Raw genomic sequence first — 18,633 nt, 5'->3', positions numbered from 1 at the left:
CGCGCAGAAACAAGCAGTCTTCCGACACAAGGCGATTGGAATGGGTAAGCACAGGAGCGGTTCTGTGATCAAGTCGCATGAATCTTTCCCCCTTAGAAAGCTCTGATGCGACTCACTTTATTTTGATGAATATTTTTAGTTAAAGCCTTTAGTTATGCAAGCGGGTTATTTACCTATAGAAATCAATCTTGATTCGAGTCCGGCCAACGGTTTGCCGGAATCAGGTCTATGGGTGATGCGTGTGCCAACACGCGGATGCGGCGTTTGCGGCGTCACTGCCATTCAGGAGGCGTAGCTATCCGCTGCGTCAGCGGGGTCATGCCCGGCGCGATCATATTGCTATATTCGGCCACTACCGGGCTGGTAACACCGCCAGCGAAATACAGGCCAAACGCCCAATATGCGCGGGCATCCCTGCTGCCGATCGAGACGTTGGATACATTGACCACCTGCCGCCCATCAATCCACACCCTGGCATTGCCATTTACCGGATGCAGGGTGATGGCATAGACCAGATCGTGGCGTTCCCCGAAGGACAGCGGCGCCAGATATCGGTCAGTTCCCTCACTGTCCAATTCCCCCCGCGTGGTGATCCACAATCGCCCATCGGCCTTGCGCCTCACCGCAAAGGCTGGCGATCCGCCGAAGCCGGACCCCATGTGGATTTGCCCGTAAACCCCGCCCCATAATTCGCGCATTCCCGCAGGGTCTGCCCATGGCAGATGGTTAAAAGAAAACGCGCCCCATAACATTTTGCCATTGGGCAGGCGGGCGTCGTCCCCATAAAGGCTGGTGCTGAGTTCGGCGCGCCTTTTGCCGGGCCTGTCATTGCGCGACCTGCTTGCCTCGCTATCGCGGATTTCAAGCCGGATGCTTTTACCGCTGGCGGAAATTCGCACCGGGTAATCGAGGTCCCTGTTCCATGTTGAGCCAGCATTTACCCGCCATGGGCGGCCTGCAAATTCTATTGGTGACGGTGTGTAACCATGAACCAGCGTGCTGTTGTAAATGACTGGAATACGGACTGTGTCCGCGCCTGCGGCAGTTTCATCACTGCCGCCCGGTTGGAACAGGGCGGGCGCGATCGTGGCGGCAACAATCGCAGCCGCAAACAGGATTGAAATGCGCATCAAGCCCAACCCTCCTTTTCCAGAGCGCGAAACCCGCAGCCTATCCGCTTTCGGGGTATGACCACAGGTTGGCAAAATCCGTGCCCGCGACCTTGTCTAGCAAGCGCACTTCGCCGCGCATCATTTCGCGCAGCCGTGCTTTTGTTTCGGCAGACATCTGCGGGCGCGCGCCCGTTGTGTACGGCTTGTAGAGGAGGTTGCGGATGAACGGCGAAGTCTTGACCCGGCCTTTCAGGCGGACAAGACCGATTTCTTCTGCCGCGCTGGCCATTTTCTTCGCCGCCATGGTGATGCCGCGGTTTCTGGGCGTGCCTGCGGGCAGCACTTTCTGGCCAAGCTTTTCCGGAATTTCGAGCGGATCGACATGAAGAAACGCAAACATGTCGGCGGCAAACTGGGTCGGACTTGTCTTCAACTGGTCAAAGCTGGCGATATGGATCTGCTCACGCGGGAACAGTTCCAGATATTGCGCAATGTGGGTGCCATACCGGCTTCTGTCGATCAGGGACGGAACTTTCTCCAGCGCGTCCTCGAATGTGCCTTCGAATTTGCCGTTCTTGATCCCGTCGAGATATTGGGAGAAAGTCCGCTCAACCGGTTCGCGCAGGCACACCAGCAATTTGGCATCGGGCAATGTTGCATGAATGCGGTCCCGCGCTTGCGTGGAAATCATGTAGCTATGGGACACTTCGCCGATGATTTTCTGACGCGGTTCAGGTGTGAAATTCGCGGAATACCAATCCCACCCGCGATCAAACTGGCTGGTGAAAAAGCCGAGATCCTTGCCCGGGTACATATGGATTTGCGGGTGCCATGACAGCACTTTGAAAATCCAGGTGGAACCTGCCTTGCTGGTCCCGATATACAAGAAGTTGGGTGACGCGCTCATGTCCGGACGCTCCGTCGCCGCGACGGAAAATACGCGGTGATGTCAGCGCCATTCCGCATTTTTACCGTGGAATCTTCGACAAATGCCACCTGAAGTTCCTCTCACCTCTGCACAAGCCTGCAATCTGCTCTGATATGTCAAGAAGTCAAATGCGTAATTGCAAGTATAAAATGCAGGACGCCTTGAAATGCACAGACAGGGTTAGGCACCCGACATGTAAAGGGCAGGCATTAGGGGAATTCATGCCATGCGATATTAAGCCTCTGGCCTGAATCGTGTGTCCTGACTGCCTTGATGATCTGATTTGTCAGCCCTGATTTGGTGGCGCAGATGCTGCGGCCAGACATTACGGTTTATTACTGAGTTGTGCAGCGCGGTCCGCCGCGTCAGCCTGTATTCTGCGGGCAATGGCATCAGGAACAGCTTGGATGCCGGAGCGTATTGAGAAAGAGAGATTTTATCAAAGGAGCCGATCATGGCTGACAAGAAAATGCCTGCCCCTGCAACCACCACCGATGGGGGCATCCGCGTCCAGAGCGACGAGCATTCGCTTACAGTCGGTCCTGATGGCCCGATTGTTCTGCACGACCATTATCTGCTCGAGCAGATGGCCAATTTCAACCGCGAGCGCATTCCCGAGCGGCAGCCCCATGCCAAGGGTTCAGGTGCTTTCGGCTCCTTCGAAACCACCGCCGATGTGTCGAAATACACCAAGGCCGATCTGTTCAAGAAAGGCAAGAAGACCGATGTGGCCATGCGGTTTTCTACCGTTGCCGGTGAACGCGGCAGCCCCGATACGTGGCGTGACCCGCGGGGTTTCTCGGTAAAATTCTACACCGAGGAAGGCAATTTCGACATGGTCGGCAACAATACGCCGGTCTTCTTCGTGCGCGATCCGATCAAGTTCCAGAATTTCATCCGCAGCCAGAAACGACGCGCGGATAATGGCCTGCGTGACCATGACATGATGTGGGATTTCTGGACACTCAGCCCGGAAAGCGCGCATCAGGTAACCTATCTGATGGGCGACCGCGGGGTGCCGAAAAACTGGCGTGAAATGAATGGTTATTCCAGCCACACATATATGCTGGTGAATGAAAGCGGCGAGAAATTCTGGGTGAAGTTCCACTTCCATACAGATGTCGGCAGCATGAGCGGCAACGCGCATCTGACGCAGGATGAAGCGGTCAAGAAAGCCGGCGAAGACAGCGATTACCACCGCCGCGACCTGTTTGATGCCATCCACAAGGGTGATTTCCCAAGCTGGACACTGAAATGGCAGATCATGCCGTATGATGATGCCAAGACATACAGGATCAACCCGTTCGATCTGACCAAGACATGGCCGCATTCCGATTATCCGCTGATCGAGGTGGGCAAGCTCACTCTCAATGAAAACCCTGTGGACTGGGACACTCAGATCGAACAGCTGGCGTTCGAACCGAATAATATTGTTCCCGGCATCGGCCTCTCGCCCGACAAGATGCTACTGGCCCGCGGCTTTTCCTACGCAGATGCCCATCGCCATCGTCTGGGCGTGAATTATAAGCAGATCCCGGTTAACTCCGTCCGCAATGCGCCGGTGAACAGCTATTCGCGGGCAGGGGCCATGCGGGTGACCAATGCGGTCGATCCTGTCTATGCGCCCAATTCCTATGGCGGGCCGTCCGCGCAGCCAGTACCGGGTCCAGAAGCAGGTCTGTGGCATTCAGACGGCGATATGGTGCGCGCGGCCTATACGTTGCGTGAAGATGATGACGATTGGACGCAGGCCGGCATTCTGGTGCGTGAAGTGATGGATGATGCACAGCGGGACCGGTTTGTGTCCAACGTGGCTGGCCATCTGGCCGACGGCGTCAGCGAGAAAGTGCTGGTCCGGGCCATCGATTATTGGAAAAATGTCGACAAGACGATCGGTGGACGGATCGAAAAGGCCGTTCGTGACAAGATCGGCGGCAAATCCGAAGCCCCCGGCATGGCGTCGGCAAAATCGATTAGTGATCCTGCCGGGAACTGACGCATCTTTCAGCCGGAACGGCGCGTAATTGTGCGCCGTTTCGGTTGATGCGGGAAAACGACATTACAGCCGGGCAAGGCGTGGGTTTACCATGACTTGCCCGGCTTTCTGTTATCGATCTCAGGCCATTTCGCTACGCCCATACCGCCATCACGCTCATACCGCCATCAGACAGGACAAAAGACATGCCGAGTGAAAACGACCAGCATCCCGCCCTCGGTGGCCTGCCTGTCGTGTTGGGCGGAAATGTATTCGGCTGGACGGCGGACCTGCAGGAGAGTTTCCGAATTCTGGACGGGTTTGTCGATGCGGGCGGCTGCATGATTGATACTGCCGATGTCTATTCGGCATGGGTGAGCGGGCATAAGGGCGGCGAATCTGAAAAAATCATCGGCCAATGGCTCAAATCATCGGGCAAGCGCGACAAGGTTCGCATTGCCACCAAGGTGGGTATGCTACCGGGCGAGGGCGGCAAGGGTCTTGCGCCGGAACGAATTGCCGCCGCCTGTGACGCATCGCTTACCCGTCTCGGGATTGACCTGATTGATGTCTATTACGCGCATCAGGATGATTTTGATGTGGCGCAGGAGGATGTGGCAGAGGCCTTCGGAAAATTGCTGGATGCAGGCAAGATCGCCAGCCTGGGCGCGTCAAACTTCACACCGGAAAGACTGGCGTCGGCGCTTGATATCGGCACCCCTTACACTGTGCTCCAGCCTGAATATAACCTCTTGGCGCGCGGGTCTTTCGAAACACGGCTGGCTGCGCGCAGGGGATCAATGACGCCATATGAAGGCGCATTGCGGGATTTGTGCATGGCGCGGGATATTGCCGTGCTGCCCTATTTTGGGCTGGCATCCGGTTTTCTAACCGGCAAATACCGCCAGCAGTCCGACATTGCTGGCAGCCGTGCTGCCCGCATTGCGGATTATTACTGTGACGAAGGGATGGCGGTTCTGGCCGCGATGGATGAAGTTGCGGCAGAAACAGGCGCCACTCTGACCCGGATCGCCCTTGCCTGGCTGATCGCTCAACCCGGCATTACAGCGCCTATTGCCAGCGTATCGAAACGCGAACAGCTGGACGATGTGGTGGCCGCGGCTGGCCTGCGTCTATCGGGAGACCAACTGGCCCGGTTGAGCTGGGCTGCCGGCTGACGCCGGGACGCAAAGCGCCAAGCTGACAGGCCCTAAGGCGTCCCTCAGGCGTCGATCACTTCCTGTTCGATCCGCCCGAAAATGGAATGGCCCGAAGCATCATGCATATCGACTGCCACCGTGTCCCCTGCGCGCATGAACCGGGTGCTGGCTTCGCCATTGGCGATGGTTTCGATCATGCGGATTTCCGCGATGCAGCTATAGCCAAGCCCGCCTTCACTGACCGGCTTGCCCGCACCGCCATCGGCGCCCTTGTTGGACACAGTGCCAGACCCGATGATGGCGCCGGCGCCCAGATTGCGGGTTTTCGCCGCATGGGCCACCAATTGCGCCATGTTGAAAGTGGCGTCGACACCAGCCTGAGCGCGGCCAAATGGCGCGCCATTGTAATCCACCATCAAGGGTAGATGCACCAGGCTATCCTGCCACGCCTCGCCCAGTTCATCGGGGGTTACAGCCACTGGTGAAAAGGCGCTGGCAGGCTTTGACTGGAAAAAGCCGAAGCCCTTGGCCAGTTCGCCCGGAATGAGGCCGCGCAAGGATACATCGTTCACCAGCATCACCAGCTTGATATGGCTGGCGGCATCTTCCGGCGTGGTGCCCATCGGCACATCATCGGTAATGACGGCGATTTCGCCTTCCATGTCGCAGCCCCATGCCGGATCGCCCAAGGGAATAGGGTCACGCGGGCCGAGGAAATCGTCAGATCCGCCCTGATACATCAGCGGATCGTGATAGAAGCTCTCGGGCACTTCGGCATCACGCGCCTTGCGCACCAGTTCCACATGATTGATGTAGGCGCTGCCATCGGCCCATTGATAGGCGCGGGGCAGAGGGGAGGCCGCTTCGCGTTCATGGAAGCGTTCGCACGGCACTGCCTGATGTTCGACATCCATGTAGAGCGCTTGCAATTTATGCTCCACATCTTCCCAATTATCGAGCGCGGCCTGCATGGTCGGGGCAATATTGTCGGCCGCGCAATAGCGCGTGAGATCTTTTGAAACGACAACGAGCTTGCCATCACGGCCCGACTTCAAAGATGCGAGTTTCATAAGGCTGTTTCCTTTTCGGGATTGTCGGGCTGGTGATCGGGATGGGCGCGCTGGAACGCGTCCAGCGTCTGGCAGGCGCTTTCGATACGGGTCATGCAGGGCATATCGCCAAGGTCGAAATTGAAGCGGCGGGCATTGTATAATTGCGGAATCAGCACAGCCTCGAACAGGCCGGGTTCTGCCATCAGAAAATCGCCCGTATCCAGCTGCGAGAGGCGATATTCAACCGGAACCAGCGTTTTCTTGAGCCAGTGGCGATACCAGATGTCCACCGCTTCCTGATCGTGGCCCAGCTGCGTTTTCAGATATTGTAATACCGGCATGTTGAGCGGCGCGTGTAATTCTGTGGCAATGGCATAGGCCAGTTCGCGCACGGTGAAGCGTTGTTCAATATCTGCCGGCAACAGTGCCGGGCCCCCGCAGGCTTCATCCAGCCATTCCAGCATGGCCATGGATTGCGCTCGGTTGCGGCCAAATGCGTCCAGCATCGGCACGGTGGCATAAGGGTTCTGCGCGCTGAATTCCGGCGCTGTCTGCTCGCTTTTCAGCAGGTTTACCGGCACGATTTCGTAATCGAGCCCCTTCAGGTTCAGCGCAATGCGCATCCGGTAGCTCGTGGAACTGCGATAGTAGCTGTACAGCCGCACCGGTTTTCCTTTTTCTCCCGCCGGTGTCATGTCTAGCACTCAATCCGGCACTTGTGCCAGCGCATAGACCAGTCATGACACCGGCGCCGAGAGAAGGGGGAGTGCATTTTTGTCAGAAAGCCGCGATTCCGGTAATGGCCCGGCCAAGGATAAGCGCATGAACATCATGCGTACCTTCATAGGTGTTGACCGTTTCCAGGTTCATCATGTGGCGGATCACCTGATATTCGTCGGAAATGCCGTTGCCGCCGTGCATGTCGCGTGCATGGCGCGCCACTTCCAGCGCCTTGCCGACATTGTTGCGTTTGACGATGGAAATCATTTCCGGCGCAAACCTGCCTTCATCCATCAACCGGCCAACCCGCAGCGATGCCTGCAGCCCAAGGCCGATGTCCGCCATCATGTCGGCCAGTTTTTTCTGGAACAACTGCGTGGCGGCCAGCGGACGGTCGAACTGTTTACGATCAAGGCCATATTGGCGCGCCGCGGCAAGGCAGAATTCCGCTGCGCCCATTGCGCCCCAGCTAATGCCATAACGCGCACGGTTGAGGCAGCCAAATGGCCCCTTCAGCCCCTGCACTTCGGGCAGCAGCGCGCTGGCTGGCAGCTTAACTTCGTCCATCATGATCATGCCGGTGGTGGATGCGCGCAGGCTCATCTTGCCTTCGATCTTGGGCGCAGACAGCCCCGCCATGCCCTTTTCCAGCACGAAACCGCGGATACCGTCGCCGTGCGCTTCGCTTTTCGCCCACACGACGAATACATCGGCGAAGGGTGAATTGCTGATCCATGTCTTCGCGCCCGACAGGCTGTAACCATCGCCATCTTTCTTGGCATAGGTGCGCATCGAGCCGGGGTCTGAACCTGCATCGGGTTCGGTGAGGCCGAAACAGCCGATCAATTCGCCGCTGGCAAGGCCAGGCAGATATTTGCGCCGCTGTTCTTCGGAACCGTAAGCATGGATGGGATACATCACGAGGCTGGACTGGACGGACGCCATGGAACGGTAGCCTGAATCAACCCGCTCGATCTCGCGCGCGATGAGGCCATAGGAAACATAGCCAGCACCCGCGCCGCCATATTCTTCCGGCACGGTTGCCCCCAAAAGGCCTGCCTGGCCCATCATCGGGAAAAGTTCAGGCGCGGCGCGTTCGTCGCGGTAGGCCTGCTGCACCAGCGACTGCAATTCCCCTTGCGCAAAGGCGTGGGCTGCATCGCGGATCATGCGTTCATCTTCGGTCAGCTGACCTTCAAGATCAAACGGGTCTTCCCAGCTGAAAGGCACCATTCCGGCCATGATAACTCCTTGTCGCCAGCACATTGCGGCGGTTTTCAAAACAGGTTCAGAACAGTCAATTGCAGGGATACAGCAGGGCGGCAACCCTGATTTATCCAGAGCGGAAACAAACCGGTCAGCCAGCGCGAGCAGTGATTGCCCGATGGATTGCCAAAGTCTGTTCCGCCTGCCGCAAATGCAGCAGTTCGACCATTTTGCCATCCAGCCGGATCACGCCCTTGCCCGCGTTTTCTGCTGCAGAAAAAGCCGCGATGATCGCGCTTGCCTGCTCAATTTGCGCTGGTGTGGGCCCAAAGGCTGTATTGGCTGGGGCAAGCTGGGCCGGGTGGATGATTGTTTTTCCGTCAAACCCCAATTCCGCCCCTTGCGCGCATTGGCTGGCCAGGCCTTCTGCATCTGCAATGTCGTTGAACACACCGTCCAGAACAATCAGGCCATGCGCGCGCGCTGCCACCACTGCTTGCGTCAACAAGGGCAGCAGGGCGCTGCGCTGCGTATCCAGCGTGCAGCGCATTTCCAGGGCCAAATCGTTGGTGCCCAGCACGAATGCAGCCAGCCCGTTTTGCCTGCCATCGCGGGCAATCGCGCCAAGATCGAGAAAGGCAGCGCAGGTTTCCAGCATGGCCCAGATGGGGAGGTCAACAGGTAATAAGGCGCGGGCATCGGCAATATCTGCGGCGCTGGAAATTTTGGGCAGCAGCACTGCATCGGGCCGTGCGTCTGACAGGGCGGCGCAATCATCTGGCCCCCATGCACTATCCAGCGCATTGATGCGTATGACCAGCAGGCGGTCGCCAAAACCACCTTCTGTCACCGCTGCCACGGCATCGCTGCGTGCCTGATCTTTGGCTTCGGGCGCCACCGCATCTTCCAGATGAAGAATGACTGCATCGCAATCAGCCATGCGCGCCTTGGCCACTGCACTGGCGCGATTGGCAGGCAGATACAGCGCGGTTCGCATGGGGCGCATAATTCGCATGGGGTTCATGGGATCACGCAGGGGATCAGGCAGGGCTCAGGCATGGGCTCAGGCATGGGCTCAGGCATGGTCACGCGCTTATGTCTTTGGGCCGGGGCGGCCCGCCAGCAAATCATCCACCACGCCGGGGTCTGCCAGTGTGGATATATCACCCAGATTGGTTGTGTCGTTTTCGGCAATTTTGCGCAGGATGCGGCGCATGATCTTGCCGCTGCGCGTTTTGGGCAGGCCGGGTGCGAACTGGACGATATCAGGCGTGGCAATGGGGCCAATTTCCTTGCGCACCCATTTGACCAGTTCAGCGCGCAATTCTTCGCCTGCCTCGATCCCCTCCATCGGGGTGACATAGGCGTAAATGCCTTGCCCCTTCACATCATGCGGCATGCCCACCACCGCGGCTTCTGCCACCTGCGGGTGGGAAACAAGGGCGCTTTCCACTTCGGCGGTGCCCATGCGGTGGCCCGAAACGTTGATCACATCGTCTATCCGGCCGGTAATCCAGTAATAGCCATCTTGATCACGGCGGCATCCATCGCCAGTAAAATAGACGCCGGGGAAGGTGGTGAAATAGGTCTGGAAAAAACGGTCATGATCGCCGTAAACGGTGCGCATCTGGCCTGGCCAGCTGTCCTTTATGATAAGCGCGCCTTCGGCGGGGCCTTCCAGTTCCACCCCGTCATTATCAACCAGGGCAGGCTGCACGCCGAACATGGGCAGGGTGGCACTGCCGGGCTTCAGCGCGGTTGCGCCGGGCAGGGGCGTGATCATCGCGCCGCCGGTTTCGGTTTGCCACCAGGTATCGACGATGGGGCAGCGCATTTCGCCCACCACGCGGTGATACCACTGCCACGCTTCGGGGTTGATCGGCTCGCCCACGGTGCCCAACAGGCGCAGGCTGCGGCGGCTGGTGCGGGTGACGTATTTGTCCCCTTCGCGCATCAGGGACCGAAGCGCGGTCGGCGCTGCGTAAAAAATCTCGACCTGATATTTGTCGATCACTTGCCAGAAGCGGGAAAAATCGGGAAAATTCGGCACCCCTTCGAACATCACCGTGGTCGCCCCGTTCATCAGCGGCGCGTAGACGACATAGCTGTGGCCCGTCACCCAGCCTACATCGGCCGCGCACCAATAGACCTGGCCCGGGCGGTAATCGAACACATAGTGATGGGTCATTGCGGTCCACACCGCATATCCGCCAGTGGTGTGAAGCACGCCCTTGGGCTGCCCGGTGGAGCCTGAGGTATAAAGGATGAACAGCGGGTCTTCCGCATCCATGATTTCCGGCAGGCAATCCGCGCCCTGGCCTGAAACGGCATCGGCCCAGTCCACATCGCGGCCGGCCACCATCGGCACATCCGCGCCAGTGCGCCGCAGCATGATGACCGTGTCGACCGCCACTTCTTGCGCGGACAGTTTTTCCAGCGCCGCATCGACATTGGCCTTAAGCGGAATGGTCTTGCCGCCGCGCAGGCCCTGGTCAGCCGTAATTACGATGCGGGATTGGCAATCCTTGATCCTGCCCGCCAATGCATCGGGGGAAAAGCCAGCGAACACCACCGAATGCACAGCACCAATGCGCGCACAGGCCAGCATGGCAATCGCCGCTTCGGGTACCATCGGCAGATAAAGCGTTACCCTGTCGCCCTTGGCAACGCCGTGTGCCTTGAGGGCATTGGCAAATTTGCATACATCGTCGTGCAACTGGCGATAGGTGATCTTGCGGCCGGCATCGGCCGGATCATCCGGCTCCCAGATGATGGCCACATCATCGCCGCGCGCCGCCAGATGGCGGTCGAGACAATTTGCCGCAATGTTGAGCTTGCCGCCTTCAAACCAGCGAATGCGAAAATCGTCCCGGTCAAAGGATGTATCCCTGACGGTATCGAAATCCTCGATCCAGTCGATCCGCTGCGCTTCTTCGCGCCAGAACCCGTCAGGATCGGCAATGGACCGGCGATATTTCGCTTCATAGCCAGTGCTGTCAACCAGCGCATTGGCCGCCCATTGGGCTGGAACAGGAAAAATCGCATCGCTCATTGTCGGCTCCTGAATGATCAATCAGAAGCGTTATAGGACGCATCGCTTTTAGGCCAGATGCAGCAGGCGATAGAAATGCTGGGGGACGGTATCCAGAGGGGCGGTCTGCCTTGCGGATCAGCGTGTAAATTCAGCTGGGTATGGAAAGGGCCTGCTGTACCGCCACGAGCAGTTTTTGCGGCGGGCACGGCTTGGCACAGGCCTGCGCCATGGGAAAGCGGGCGTTGACTTCGTCCGGACTGAAATGGCCGGAATGGAAAATCACCGGCACATTCTGCGCAATCAGCATTTCTGCAAGTTCGAAGGTCTCGCCATCGGTCAGATTGACATCGAGGATGGCAATATCCGGCGTGCCATTTTCCAGCGCTTTCATGGCTGACTTGATATCGCCATGCGGTCCTTCGACGATATATCCAGCTTCTTCGACCGTGTTGCACAGGTCAAAGGCGACAATCATCTCGTCTTCAGCAACAAGGACGCGCGGTGCGGGCATATCTGAACTTCCGGTTTATTGATAAGTATCAACTTAACCTGATACGGCAGATTTGGTTCCGCAGCGCGCAATAAACACCGCTCCCGGACGCGGCGAAGCTACAGCTTGCCGAATTTATCCTCATACCCTGCGGTATCGCCGCCTGCCAGCAAGCGCGCCTGTTCGACCCAATTGTCCCGCCGGATGCGCCCTGCAAAGCGGCCCAGTTGCGCGTCAATCCGGTCAATTTCAGCATCAGACCATGCGGCAATCCGGGCGAAACTGTCCACGCCCAGCGTTGCCAGCAGGGCCTGCAATTTCGGCCCCACGCCTTTGATTCGGCCCAGATCATCCCCGCTTTGCGATGCCGGGGCAGATGCGGGCGCATTCGGGGCGGCAGGAATATCTTCTTGTGTCACCGGGTTGCTGGCCTGTTCTTCAAGAACCTGCGCGTTTTGCTGCGCCGCGGCGGCGGCCACGGCTGTTCCGGCGCCGCTCAAGCCTGCGGGCACGGCAGGCGGAATGGCAGGTTGAAGGGGTGGGGCCGCAGTGGTGGGGGCGCTTCCGATGACAGTAGCCGGCGCCGCATCGATCAGCGCCTGATTGCGCGCTGCCGGGGCGGCCCCTTCGGTAAGGGCATCGGACCCGTCCGTTTCAACCCTCGTGCGTCTGCTGGCAACGAATATCCAATAGGCAATCGCAATGCCGATCAGCAATGCGGCAACAAACAGCAGCCAATTGGCCTGCACCAGTTCGATCATGGTTCAATTTCTCCATCCTTGGTGATCACGCGGCCCCATACCAGCCAGCCAAGCGCAAGCCCTGTGGCATAGGTTATCAGCAACAGGATCATGAGTTCAAACCAGATAGGCATGTCTAGCGCGCTCCTGGTGTGTCAACGGGGGTGGGGGCCAGCGGGACAGTGGCAATGACCGAAAATTCGATCCGCCGGTTTGCGGGGTCTGCTTCGTCCAGCCCGTCGATCGGCTCGCGCGAACCGACCCCGCGCACGCGCATGCCATCATGCGGAATGCCGCGTTTGAAAAGTGCCTGTTCCACTGCCAGTGCCCGCGCCTTTGACAAGGCAATATTGGCCGCTTCTGATCCCAGGCTGTCGGTGTGGCCATCAATCGCAATAATGCTGCCCAGACATGGGCGCAGGGCGGCGGCCACTTCGTCGAGCAATTCCTCGCTCGCCGGGTCAATCGCACTGCTGGCTTCTTCAAAGCGCAGCGTGCGTGCTGCCAGCAACGCTTCGACGTCCTCCTGGCAATGCATCGGGGCGATGGGCACGACCTGCCTTTCGGCCATGATCGAACCATCCGCCCAGCGCACCCCGCCTACGCCGGGAATGGCGCTGATGGCTTCTGCCACCTTGGCGCGCGTGCCATCATCCAGCCGCGTCCCGCCGCGCAGCAGCGGATGCCGTGACGGGGCGCCGCCATTGGTGGCAAAGCGGGCAGTAATTCCGCGGCCGCCTTGCTGCGCGATGGCGTCCTTTGCCAGATCATCCATCCGCTGGGCCAGCGGCGCTGCGCTATAAGCGCTGCCGATAAGGGCGAGCGATATGACAAGCAGGGCGCCGGCGCTGGTGGCAATGGTTGGACGAAGTTGCATTGCGCTTCCTTAGCCATGGTGCACCTTGCGTCAAAGGGCGTCGTGATCTTTCTGCGGTTCAGCTATCCAGTTCAGGCCTGATTGTCCCCGCCGCCGATGTTGCGGCGGAACAGGACACGGTCTTCCGGGCCAAAGCCCTTGTGCCAGATAATCCAGCCATAGGTCAGCAGGATGGCGGGGATGCCGAACAGCAGTTCTGCCCATTCCGGCAGCAAGGTCGCGACAAAGCCAACCACCACCGCAGGCGCGGCGGCCCATACCAGCGCCCAGCGCCAGTTGTTCACCTTGTGGCCCAGAATTCTGCCAAGCAGCCATGCCTTGGCCACTGACATCAACCCCAGCGCCACCATCAGCGACATGGCAGCGCCTGCCGCGCGGTAAAAATCGCTCAACCCATATCTGTCCGCCAGCACCATCACGCCCACCGTCAACGCAGCCTGCAGCAATATGGTGGCGACCGAAATCGACAAGTTTCTGAGCCGTGCGACATAAACCAGCGCGGCTTCTGAAACCACCGCAGTCGCGGCCACCACTTCGGCTGCCAGCAGGAACGCCAATGCGCCGGTGCCGGCAACAAAGCCCGGCCCGACCAGGCCCATCACACCTTCACCCGGAACACCCAGTGCCAGCGCAATGCCCGCCTGCGCGGCAATGATCCAGAAGCCCACCTGGCAGACCTGCGCGGCAATGGCGGCGTAATTCTTTTCTTTCAGGTTGCGGGTAATGACCGGGCCCAAAATAGGCTCGAAACTGGTTTTCAGCTTTTGCGGCAGGCTGGCGACTTGCTGGGCCACATAATAGACCCCCACTGCGGCAGGGGCGGCAAACAGGCCCAGAATGAACAGGTCCAGCCGGCGCGTGCCCCATTCAATGGCATCGGCAGATGCCAGCGGCAGGCCGCGCACGGTCAGGCGGGTCATCCGCTTCAGGCTGGGGTGCCAGTCGCGCGGCAGGCCATAATCGCGCAGCAAGGCCCAGAATGCGGTCAGCGCGGCCGCGATGATGGAAAACAGATAGGCCATGGACAGGCCGCTGTCGGGGATCAGATAGAACAACACCCCCGCCATGATGGAAATGGACCATGGTTCCACAATGGCGCGTGCGCGCACGGTGGTGACGATATCAAACCTGTATGCCTGCGCGGCCAGGGCGATTTCGGTCATCGCCAGCGCCGGAATGGCAAGGACGATCAGCCGGTCCGCCTCGGTAAAAACACCGCTGGGAAACATCGGCGCCGGAAACAGATACAGCAATGCTGCCGCAGCGCTGCCGAACAGCAGCGCCACCAGCAAACCGTCAAACACGATACAGGTGGCAGCAGCCGGATCGCTATCGGCCCCCCCGTCGGAAAGGCGCTGGGCCAGCCCACGCTTTTCGCCCATGGTGCACAGCATTGCGATCAGTTCGACAATCACCAGCGCTGATGCGAAACGCCCCAGCGCATCCGCGCCGTAAAGACGCCCGGCAATAAACAGGAAGGGCAGGCGCGCTGCCAGCCGCAGCAGAAAGCCGAAGAAATTGGTCCTGCCCCCTTTTGCAAGGGCAGCTATATCGCCTTCATCAGTGCGTTCGGTCACGCAGATTGATCCTGTTCGGCGGTCAGCGGCCGGGCCAGCAGGCCAGCCACCACGTCACCGGCAGGCGCGCCGCCCAGCAGGCGGTAAACGGCCGCCACAATCGGCATGGCGACACCCCGGCGCATGGCCAGTTCTGTCAGCACAGGGGCAGTATGCGCGCCTTCGGCAACGGTGCGCCGGTCCGCCATCAGCAGATCTGCCGGCTGCCCTTCGCCAAGCGCCTTGCCAAGCGAGAAATTGCGGCTGGACGTGGACGAACAGGTCAGCACCAGATCACCCAGGCCGCACAGGCCCGCCAGCGTGTCGCGGTCAGCGCCCAGCGCCTCGCCAAAACGAAGCATTTCGGCATATCCGCGCGCAATCAGCGCCGCACGCGCATTCTGCCCAAGGCCCAGCCCTTCGACCACGCCGCAAGCAATCGCCAGCACGTTTTTAACCGCGCCGCCAATTTCCGCGCCAATGACATCGTCAGAATAATACGGGCGGAACTGGGGCCGCGCGATGACGGGTGAAAGCCTGTCCCACTGCGCCGCGCCGCCACTGCACGCCAATGTCACGGCAGTGGGCATGCCTGCCGCCACTTCATGTGCAAATGTCGGGCCGGACAGGATCGCAATATCGCTGCCGGGCGCTGCATCCTTTGCCACGTCATTCATCAACCGGCCTGTGCCCGCTTCTATCCCCTTGCTGCACAGAACCAGATCGGCAGGCGCTGCGGCCACGCTGGAAAGCAGCGTGCCCAGCACTTTGCCCAGATGCTGCGCCGGAGTAACGGCGAGGATGACATCGCAGCCGCCAAATTCGGCCAGATCGCCGGTCGCGCGGATGGCCGGGGAAAGGGCGGCGGAAGGCAGGTAAAGAGTATTGGTATGACGGGTGTTGATTTCATCCACCAGCTCTGTTTCCAGCGCCCAGATCAGCACATCGCGCCCGTCAGACGCCAGCATTTGCGCCAGCGCCGTGCCCCATGCACCTGCGCCCAGAACCCCCAGTTTCGTCATGCCTTGGCTCCTGCACCGCGCACCGGTTCGGCATCGGGATCAAGCGGCCAGCGTGGGCGCGCCGCAAAATCCAGCGGATCATTCTGGCCGGTGGCAAGACGTTCTGCGCCCGCCCAGGCAATCATGGCTGCATTATCCGTGCACAGCGACAGGGGCGGTGCAACAAACCGCATGGCGCGCACCTGCGCAAATTGTTCCAGCGCGGCGCGGATGGCGCTGTTGGCGGCGACACCGCCTGCCACCACCAGTGATGGCAGCGGGCTTGCCGCATCCAGCGAAACGCGCAACCGGTCCAGCACGCAGTCAATCGCGGCTTGCTGGAAACTGGCTGCAATATCCGCATTTTGATATTGCCCGCTGTCCTTCGCCCGCATCACCGCGCTTTTGAGGCCAGCGAAGGAAAAATGCGGTTCCTTGCTGCCCCGCAGCGGGCGGGGCAGGGGGACGGCCTTTTCATCGCCTTCGCGGGCCAGTTTTTCCACCGCTGGCCCGCCGGGATAGCCAAGGCCGAGGATCTTGGCCGTCTTGTCAAAAGCTTCGCCCAGCGCATCGTCAATCGTGGTGGCAAGACGGCGATAATCGCCCACGCCGTTTACTTGCAAGATCTGGCAATGCCCGCCTGAAACCAGCAGCAGGGCATAGGGGAAGTCCAGCGTGGCATCCGCCAGCCGCGGGCTCAACGCATGGCCTTCCAGATGGTTGATGGCAAGGAGCGGGACGCCGCTGGCCATTGCCAGCGCCTTGGCACTGACCAGCCCTACCATCACCCCGCCAATCAGGCCGGGGCCAGCGGTTGCGGCAATGGCATCAAGATCCTGAAAATCGAGCGCGGCCTCGGCCATGACTTCGGCAATCATGGGGGCGAGTTTTTCCGCATGGGCGCGCGCGGCGATTTCGGGCACGACACCGCCATAGGGTGCATGCGCTTCATCCTGCGATGCGATACGCTGCGCGATAATCTGCCGGTCAGTGGTGACCAGAGCCGCTGCCGTTTCATCACAACTGGATTCTATTCCGAGCACAATCCCCATGGGCTTCCCCTGAACGAGATGGATGGCTAGGGCAAGTAGGCCCTATGACCAGACACGCCAAACCATCCGCCCCCATCCGTATCGGGACTCGCCAATCGCCGCTTGCCATGGCGCAGGCCCATGAAACGCGCGCCCGCCTGTGTGCTGCCCATGGGTGGGATGAAAGCGCGGTGGAACTGGTGCCAGTGCGCGCCAGCGGGGACCGGATTTTGAACCAGCCGCTGGCTGACCTTGGCGGCAAGGCCTTGTGGACCAAGGAACTGGATGCATGGCTGGCGCAAGGCCATATTGATGCAGCGGTCCATTCCATGAAAGATGTGGAAACAATCCGTCCCGCTGCGCTGACCATCGCCGCCATTCTGCCGCGTGCGGATGTGCGCGATGTGCTGATCGGTGCGTCCAGCATCACCGGCATTCCGCAGGGCGCGCGTGTCGGCACGAGCGCGCCGCGCCGGGCGGCACAAATGCTCTATCGCCGGCCAGATTGCGAAATCGTCATGTTTCGCGGCAATGTCGCATCGCGTCTGGCAAAACTGGCAGCGGGCGAAGCGGACGTCACCCTGCTGGCTGCTGCCGGGTTGGAACGTCTGGGCCGCACCGGTACGGGCACGCCGCTTGCGGTGGATGAATGGCTGCCAGCACCGGCACAAGGTGCGATCGGGATTGAATGCCGTACGTCGGATGACACCATGCGGCAAATTCTGGCAGAAATTGACCATGCCCCCAGCCATACTGGCGTGATGACAGAGCGGGCCCTGCTGGCTGCGCTGGGCGGCAATTGCCATAGCCCGATTGCCGTGCTGAGCGCGGTGGACGGCGGCCAGATAACGCTGGAAGCCGCGCTCTACAGCCCTGACGGGGCCGAGCATATTTCCGGCCAATCTGTGTTCGATGTAACTGATCATGACGGGCCTGCGCGGTTGGCGGCAGATCTTCTGGGCCGCGCTTCGGCCAGCATCACGGCGTATTTTAACGGGCCTGCTTCTGACGGGGCATTTGGGCACAGCTGATGGCCGGGCAGATTTTCGCCATCCGTCCGCAGCCGGGCCTTGGTTTGACAATCGCCCTTGCCAGCAAGGCCGGCCTGGAAGTGCGGGGCGAAGCCTTGTTTGAAATACGCCCTGCTGCGTGGCAAGCACCTGTCGCAGCGGGCATTGACGCATTGCTGATCGGCAGTGCCAATGCCATCCGCCACGGCGGGCCGCAACTGGCGCAATTTGCCGCCAAACCGGTCCATGCAGTGGGAAAATCCACTGCCGCCATCGCCCAGGCTGCCGGATTTCAGGTCTCGCAAACAGGAACAGGCGGGTTGCAGGCCCTGCTTGATAATCTGGATGGTGACAGCATACGGTTTCTGCGCCTTGCGGGCGCGGAACGGATTCCACTGGCCATTCCGCCGCATGTCCAGGTGACAGAGCGCATTGTTTATCAGGCAGAGCCGTTGGCCATGTCGGCCAAGCTGGCGCAACTTCTGGCAAATGGCGGGGTGGTCATGCTGCATTCGGCCGCAGCAGCGCGTCATTTTCATGCAGAATGCACCCGGCACGGGGTGGACCTTGGCGGTATTTCGCTTGCCACTCTTGGCCCGCGCATCTCGGCCGCCGCTCTTACCGGATGGGCTGAAATCCGCCATGCTGCGCGGCCTGACGAAACTGCCCTGCTGGCCTTGGTAAAAGACATGTGCCAAGGACGTAGTGACAGTCTGGCCACATAGCACACTATATAGCGCG

At 59.9% G+C, this 18,633-nt stretch carries 17 protein-coding genes; 4 read left to right on the top strand and 13 right to left on the bottom strand.

Annotated features, from left to right (window positions below):
• Positions 1-272 precede the first annotated feature (272 nt).
• Both GRI44_RS07880 and GRI44_RS07875 read right to left on the bottom strand, forming a co-directional pair.
• Complete coding sequence (locus GRI44_RS07880; protein WP_160600944.1) at positions 273-1,130, bottom strand: heparin lyase I family protein; 858 nt, start codon at positions 1,128-1,130, stop codon at positions 273-275.
• A gap of 40 nt (positions 1,131-1,170) precedes the next feature.
• On the bottom strand, positions 1,171-2,019 hold the full coding sequence (locus GRI44_RS07875) for a sulfotransferase domain-containing protein (RefSeq protein ID WP_160600942.1): 849 nt from the start codon (positions 2,017-2,019) through the stop codon (positions 1,171-1,173).
• 475 nt (positions 2,020-2,494) lie between these two features.
• Here GRI44_RS07875 and GRI44_RS07870 point away from each other — a divergent pair, with 475 nt between their 5' ends.
• Together GRI44_RS07870 and GRI44_RS07865 are read left to right on the top strand one after the other, a co-directional pair.
• Positions 2,495-4,036: a catalase gene (locus GRI44_RS07870; RefSeq protein ID WP_160600940.1), complete on the top strand. Its 1,542-nt coding sequence runs from the start codon at positions 2,495-2,497 to the stop codon at positions 4,034-4,036.
• A gap of 185 nt (positions 4,037-4,221) precedes the next feature.
• Positions 4,222-5,193 carry an aldo/keto reductase gene (locus GRI44_RS07865; RefSeq protein ID WP_160600938.1) on the top strand — a complete coding sequence of 324 codons (972 nt, stop codon included), beginning with the start codon at positions 4,222-4,224 and terminating at the stop codon, positions 5,191-5,193.
• Positions 5,194-5,237: 44 nt separating this feature from the next.
• On the opposite strand, the gene GRI44_RS07860 is transcribed toward GRI44_RS07865, so the two are convergent.
• From GRI44_RS07860 to tsaD, 11 genes are all read right to left on the bottom strand, one after another.
• The gene (locus GRI44_RS07860; RefSeq protein WP_160600936.1) at positions 5,238-6,245 is read right to left on the bottom strand and encodes a fumarylacetoacetate hydrolase family protein; all 1,008 of its coding nucleotides are present in this window, start codon (positions 6,243-6,245) and stop codon (positions 5,238-5,240) included.
• Positions 6,242-6,892, bottom strand: coding sequence for a maleylacetoacetate isomerase (maiA, locus tag GRI44_RS07855; protein WP_160601364.1), 651 nt, complete (start codon positions 6,890-6,892; stop codon positions 6,242-6,244). Before maiA ends, GRI44_RS07860 begins: the two co-directional genes overlap by 4 nt.
• Positions 6,893-7,004: 112 nt before the next feature.
• Positions 7,005-8,180: an acyl-CoA dehydrogenase gene (locus GRI44_RS07850; protein ID WP_160601363.1), complete on the bottom strand. Its 1,176-nt coding sequence runs from the start codon at positions 8,178-8,180 to the stop codon at positions 7,005-7,007.
• A gap of 124 nt (positions 8,181-8,304) precedes the next feature.
• Positions 8,305-9,150, bottom strand: a complete 846-nt coding sequence (locus GRI44_RS07845; protein ID WP_332872379.1) for an HpcH/HpaI aldolase/citrate lyase family protein — start codon at positions 9,148-9,150, stop codon at positions 8,305-8,307.
• Between the two features lie 96 nt (positions 9,151-9,246).
• Complete coding sequence (acs, locus tag GRI44_RS07840) at positions 9,247-11,205, bottom strand: acetate--CoA ligase (RefSeq protein ID WP_160600934.1); 1,959 nt, start codon at positions 11,203-11,205, stop codon at positions 9,247-9,249.
• Between the two features lie 130 nt (positions 11,206-11,335).
• On the bottom strand, positions 11,336-11,698 hold the full coding sequence (locus GRI44_RS07835; RefSeq protein WP_160600932.1) for a response regulator: 363 nt from the start codon (positions 11,696-11,698) through the stop codon (positions 11,336-11,338).
• A gap of 98 nt (positions 11,699-11,796) precedes the next feature.
• Positions 11,797-12,438 carry a hypothetical protein gene (locus GRI44_RS07830; RefSeq protein ID WP_160600930.1) on the bottom strand — a complete coding sequence of 214 codons (642 nt, stop codon included), beginning with the start codon at positions 12,436-12,438 and terminating at the stop codon, positions 11,797-11,799.
• A 115-nt stretch (positions 12,439-12,553) separates the two neighbouring features.
• On the bottom strand, positions 12,554-13,294 hold the full coding sequence (locus GRI44_RS07825; protein ID WP_160600928.1) for an OmpA family protein: 741 nt from the start codon (positions 13,292-13,294) through the stop codon (positions 12,554-12,556).
• A gap of 71 nt (positions 13,295-13,365) precedes the next feature.
• Positions 13,366-14,871 carry a lipopolysaccharide biosynthesis protein gene (locus GRI44_RS07820; RefSeq protein ID WP_332872378.1) on the bottom strand — a complete coding sequence of 502 codons (1,506 nt, stop codon included), beginning with the start codon at positions 14,869-14,871 and terminating at the stop codon, positions 13,366-13,368.
• On the bottom strand, positions 14,868-15,872 hold the full coding sequence (locus tag GRI44_RS07815; RefSeq protein ID WP_160600926.1) for an NAD(P)H-dependent glycerol-3-phosphate dehydrogenase: 1,005 nt from the start codon (positions 15,870-15,872) through the stop codon (positions 14,868-14,870). Before GRI44_RS07815 ends, GRI44_RS07820 begins: the two co-directional genes overlap by 4 nt.
• Complete coding sequence (gene tsaD, locus GRI44_RS07810) at positions 15,869-16,903, bottom strand: tRNA (adenosine(37)-N6)-threonylcarbamoyltransferase complex transferase subunit TsaD (protein ID WP_160600924.1); 1,035 nt, start codon at positions 16,901-16,903, stop codon at positions 15,869-15,871. The genes GRI44_RS07815 and tsaD overlap by 4 nt, the downstream gene beginning before the upstream one ends.
• Before the next feature lie 44 nt (positions 16,904-16,947).
• Here tsaD and hemC point away from each other — a divergent pair, with 44 nt between their 5' ends.
• Both hemC and GRI44_RS07800 read left to right on the top strand, forming a co-directional pair.
• Positions 16,948-17,913: a hydroxymethylbilane synthase gene (gene hemC / locus GRI44_RS07805; protein ID WP_160600922.1), complete on the top strand. Its 966-nt coding sequence runs from the start codon at positions 16,948-16,950 to the stop codon at positions 17,911-17,913.
• Positions 17,913-18,617: a uroporphyrinogen-III synthase gene (locus GRI44_RS07800; protein WP_160600920.1), complete on the top strand. Its 705-nt coding sequence runs from the start codon at positions 17,913-17,915 to the stop codon at positions 18,615-18,617. The genes hemC and GRI44_RS07800 overlap by 1 nt, the downstream gene beginning before the upstream one ends.
• Positions 18,618-18,633: the final 16 nt, after the last annotated feature.

The organism is Allopontixanthobacter confluentis (genome assembly GCF_009827615.1).
Classification (GTDB): domain Bacteria; phylum Pseudomonadota; class Alphaproteobacteria; order Sphingomonadales; family Sphingomonadaceae; genus Allopontixanthobacter; species Allopontixanthobacter confluentis.
Note: the sequence above shows the minus strand (reverse complement) of the source record. Positions and strands in the feature narration are given on the sequence as shown.

What these genes read in the sequence shown, in the direction of transcription:
- GRI44_RS07815 (WP_160600926.1), bottom strand. Translation starts at nt 15,872, where the DNA reads ATGACGAAACTGGGGGTTCTGGGCGCAGGTGCATGGGGCACGGCGCTG.
- GRI44_RS07800 (WP_160600920.1), top strand. Translation starts at nt 17,913, where the DNA reads ATGGCCGGGCAGATTTTCGCCATCCGTCCGCAGCCGGGCCTTGGTTTG.
- GRI44_RS07830 (WP_160600930.1), bottom strand. Translation starts at nt 12,438, where the DNA reads ATGATCGAACTGGTGCAGGCCAATTGGCTGCTGTTTGTTGCCGCATTG.
- GRI44_RS07845 (WP_332872379.1), bottom strand. Translation starts at nt 9,150, where the DNA reads ATGCGAACCGCGCTGTATCTGCCTGCCAATCGCGCCAGTGCAGTGGCC.
- GRI44_RS07835 (WP_160600932.1), bottom strand. Translation starts at nt 11,698, where the DNA reads ATGCCCGCACCGCGCGTCCTTGTTGCTGAAGACGAGATGATTGTCGCC.
- tsaD (WP_160600924.1), bottom strand. Translation starts at nt 16,903, where the DNA reads ATGGGGATTGTGCTCGGAATAGAATCCAGTTGTGATGAAACGGCAGCG.
- GRI44_RS07880 (WP_160600944.1), bottom strand. Translation starts at nt 1,130, where the DNA reads ATGCGCATTTCAATCCTGTTTGCGGCTGCGATTGTTGCCGCCACGATC.
- GRI44_RS07860 (WP_160600936.1), bottom strand. Translation starts at nt 6,245, where the DNA reads ATGAAACTCGCATCTTTGAAGTCGGGCCGTGATGGCAAGCTCGTTGTC.
- acs (WP_160600934.1), bottom strand. Translation starts at nt 11,205, where the DNA reads ATGAGCGATGCGATTTTTCCTGTTCCAGCCCAATGGGCGGCCAATGCG.
- hemC (WP_160600922.1), top strand. Translation starts at nt 16,948, where the DNA reads ATGACCAGACACGCCAAACCATCCGCCCCCATCCGTATCGGGACTCGC.
- GRI44_RS07875 (WP_160600942.1), bottom strand. Translation starts at nt 2,019, where the DNA reads ATGAGCGCGTCACCCAACTTCTTGTATATCGGGACCAGCAAGGCAGGT.
- GRI44_RS07850 (WP_160601363.1), bottom strand. Translation starts at nt 8,180, where the DNA reads ATGGTGCCTTTCAGCTGGGAAGACCCGTTTGATCTTGAAGGTCAGCTG.
- GRI44_RS07865 (WP_160600938.1), top strand. Translation starts at nt 4,222, where the DNA reads ATGCCGAGTGAAAACGACCAGCATCCCGCCCTCGGTGGCCTGCCTGTC.
- GRI44_RS07870 (WP_160600940.1), top strand. Translation starts at nt 2,495, where the DNA reads ATGGCTGACAAGAAAATGCCTGCCCCTGCAACCACCACCGATGGGGGC.
- GRI44_RS07825 (WP_160600928.1), bottom strand. Translation starts at nt 13,294, where the DNA reads ATGCAACTTCGTCCAACCATTGCCACCAGCGCCGGCGCCCTGCTTGTC.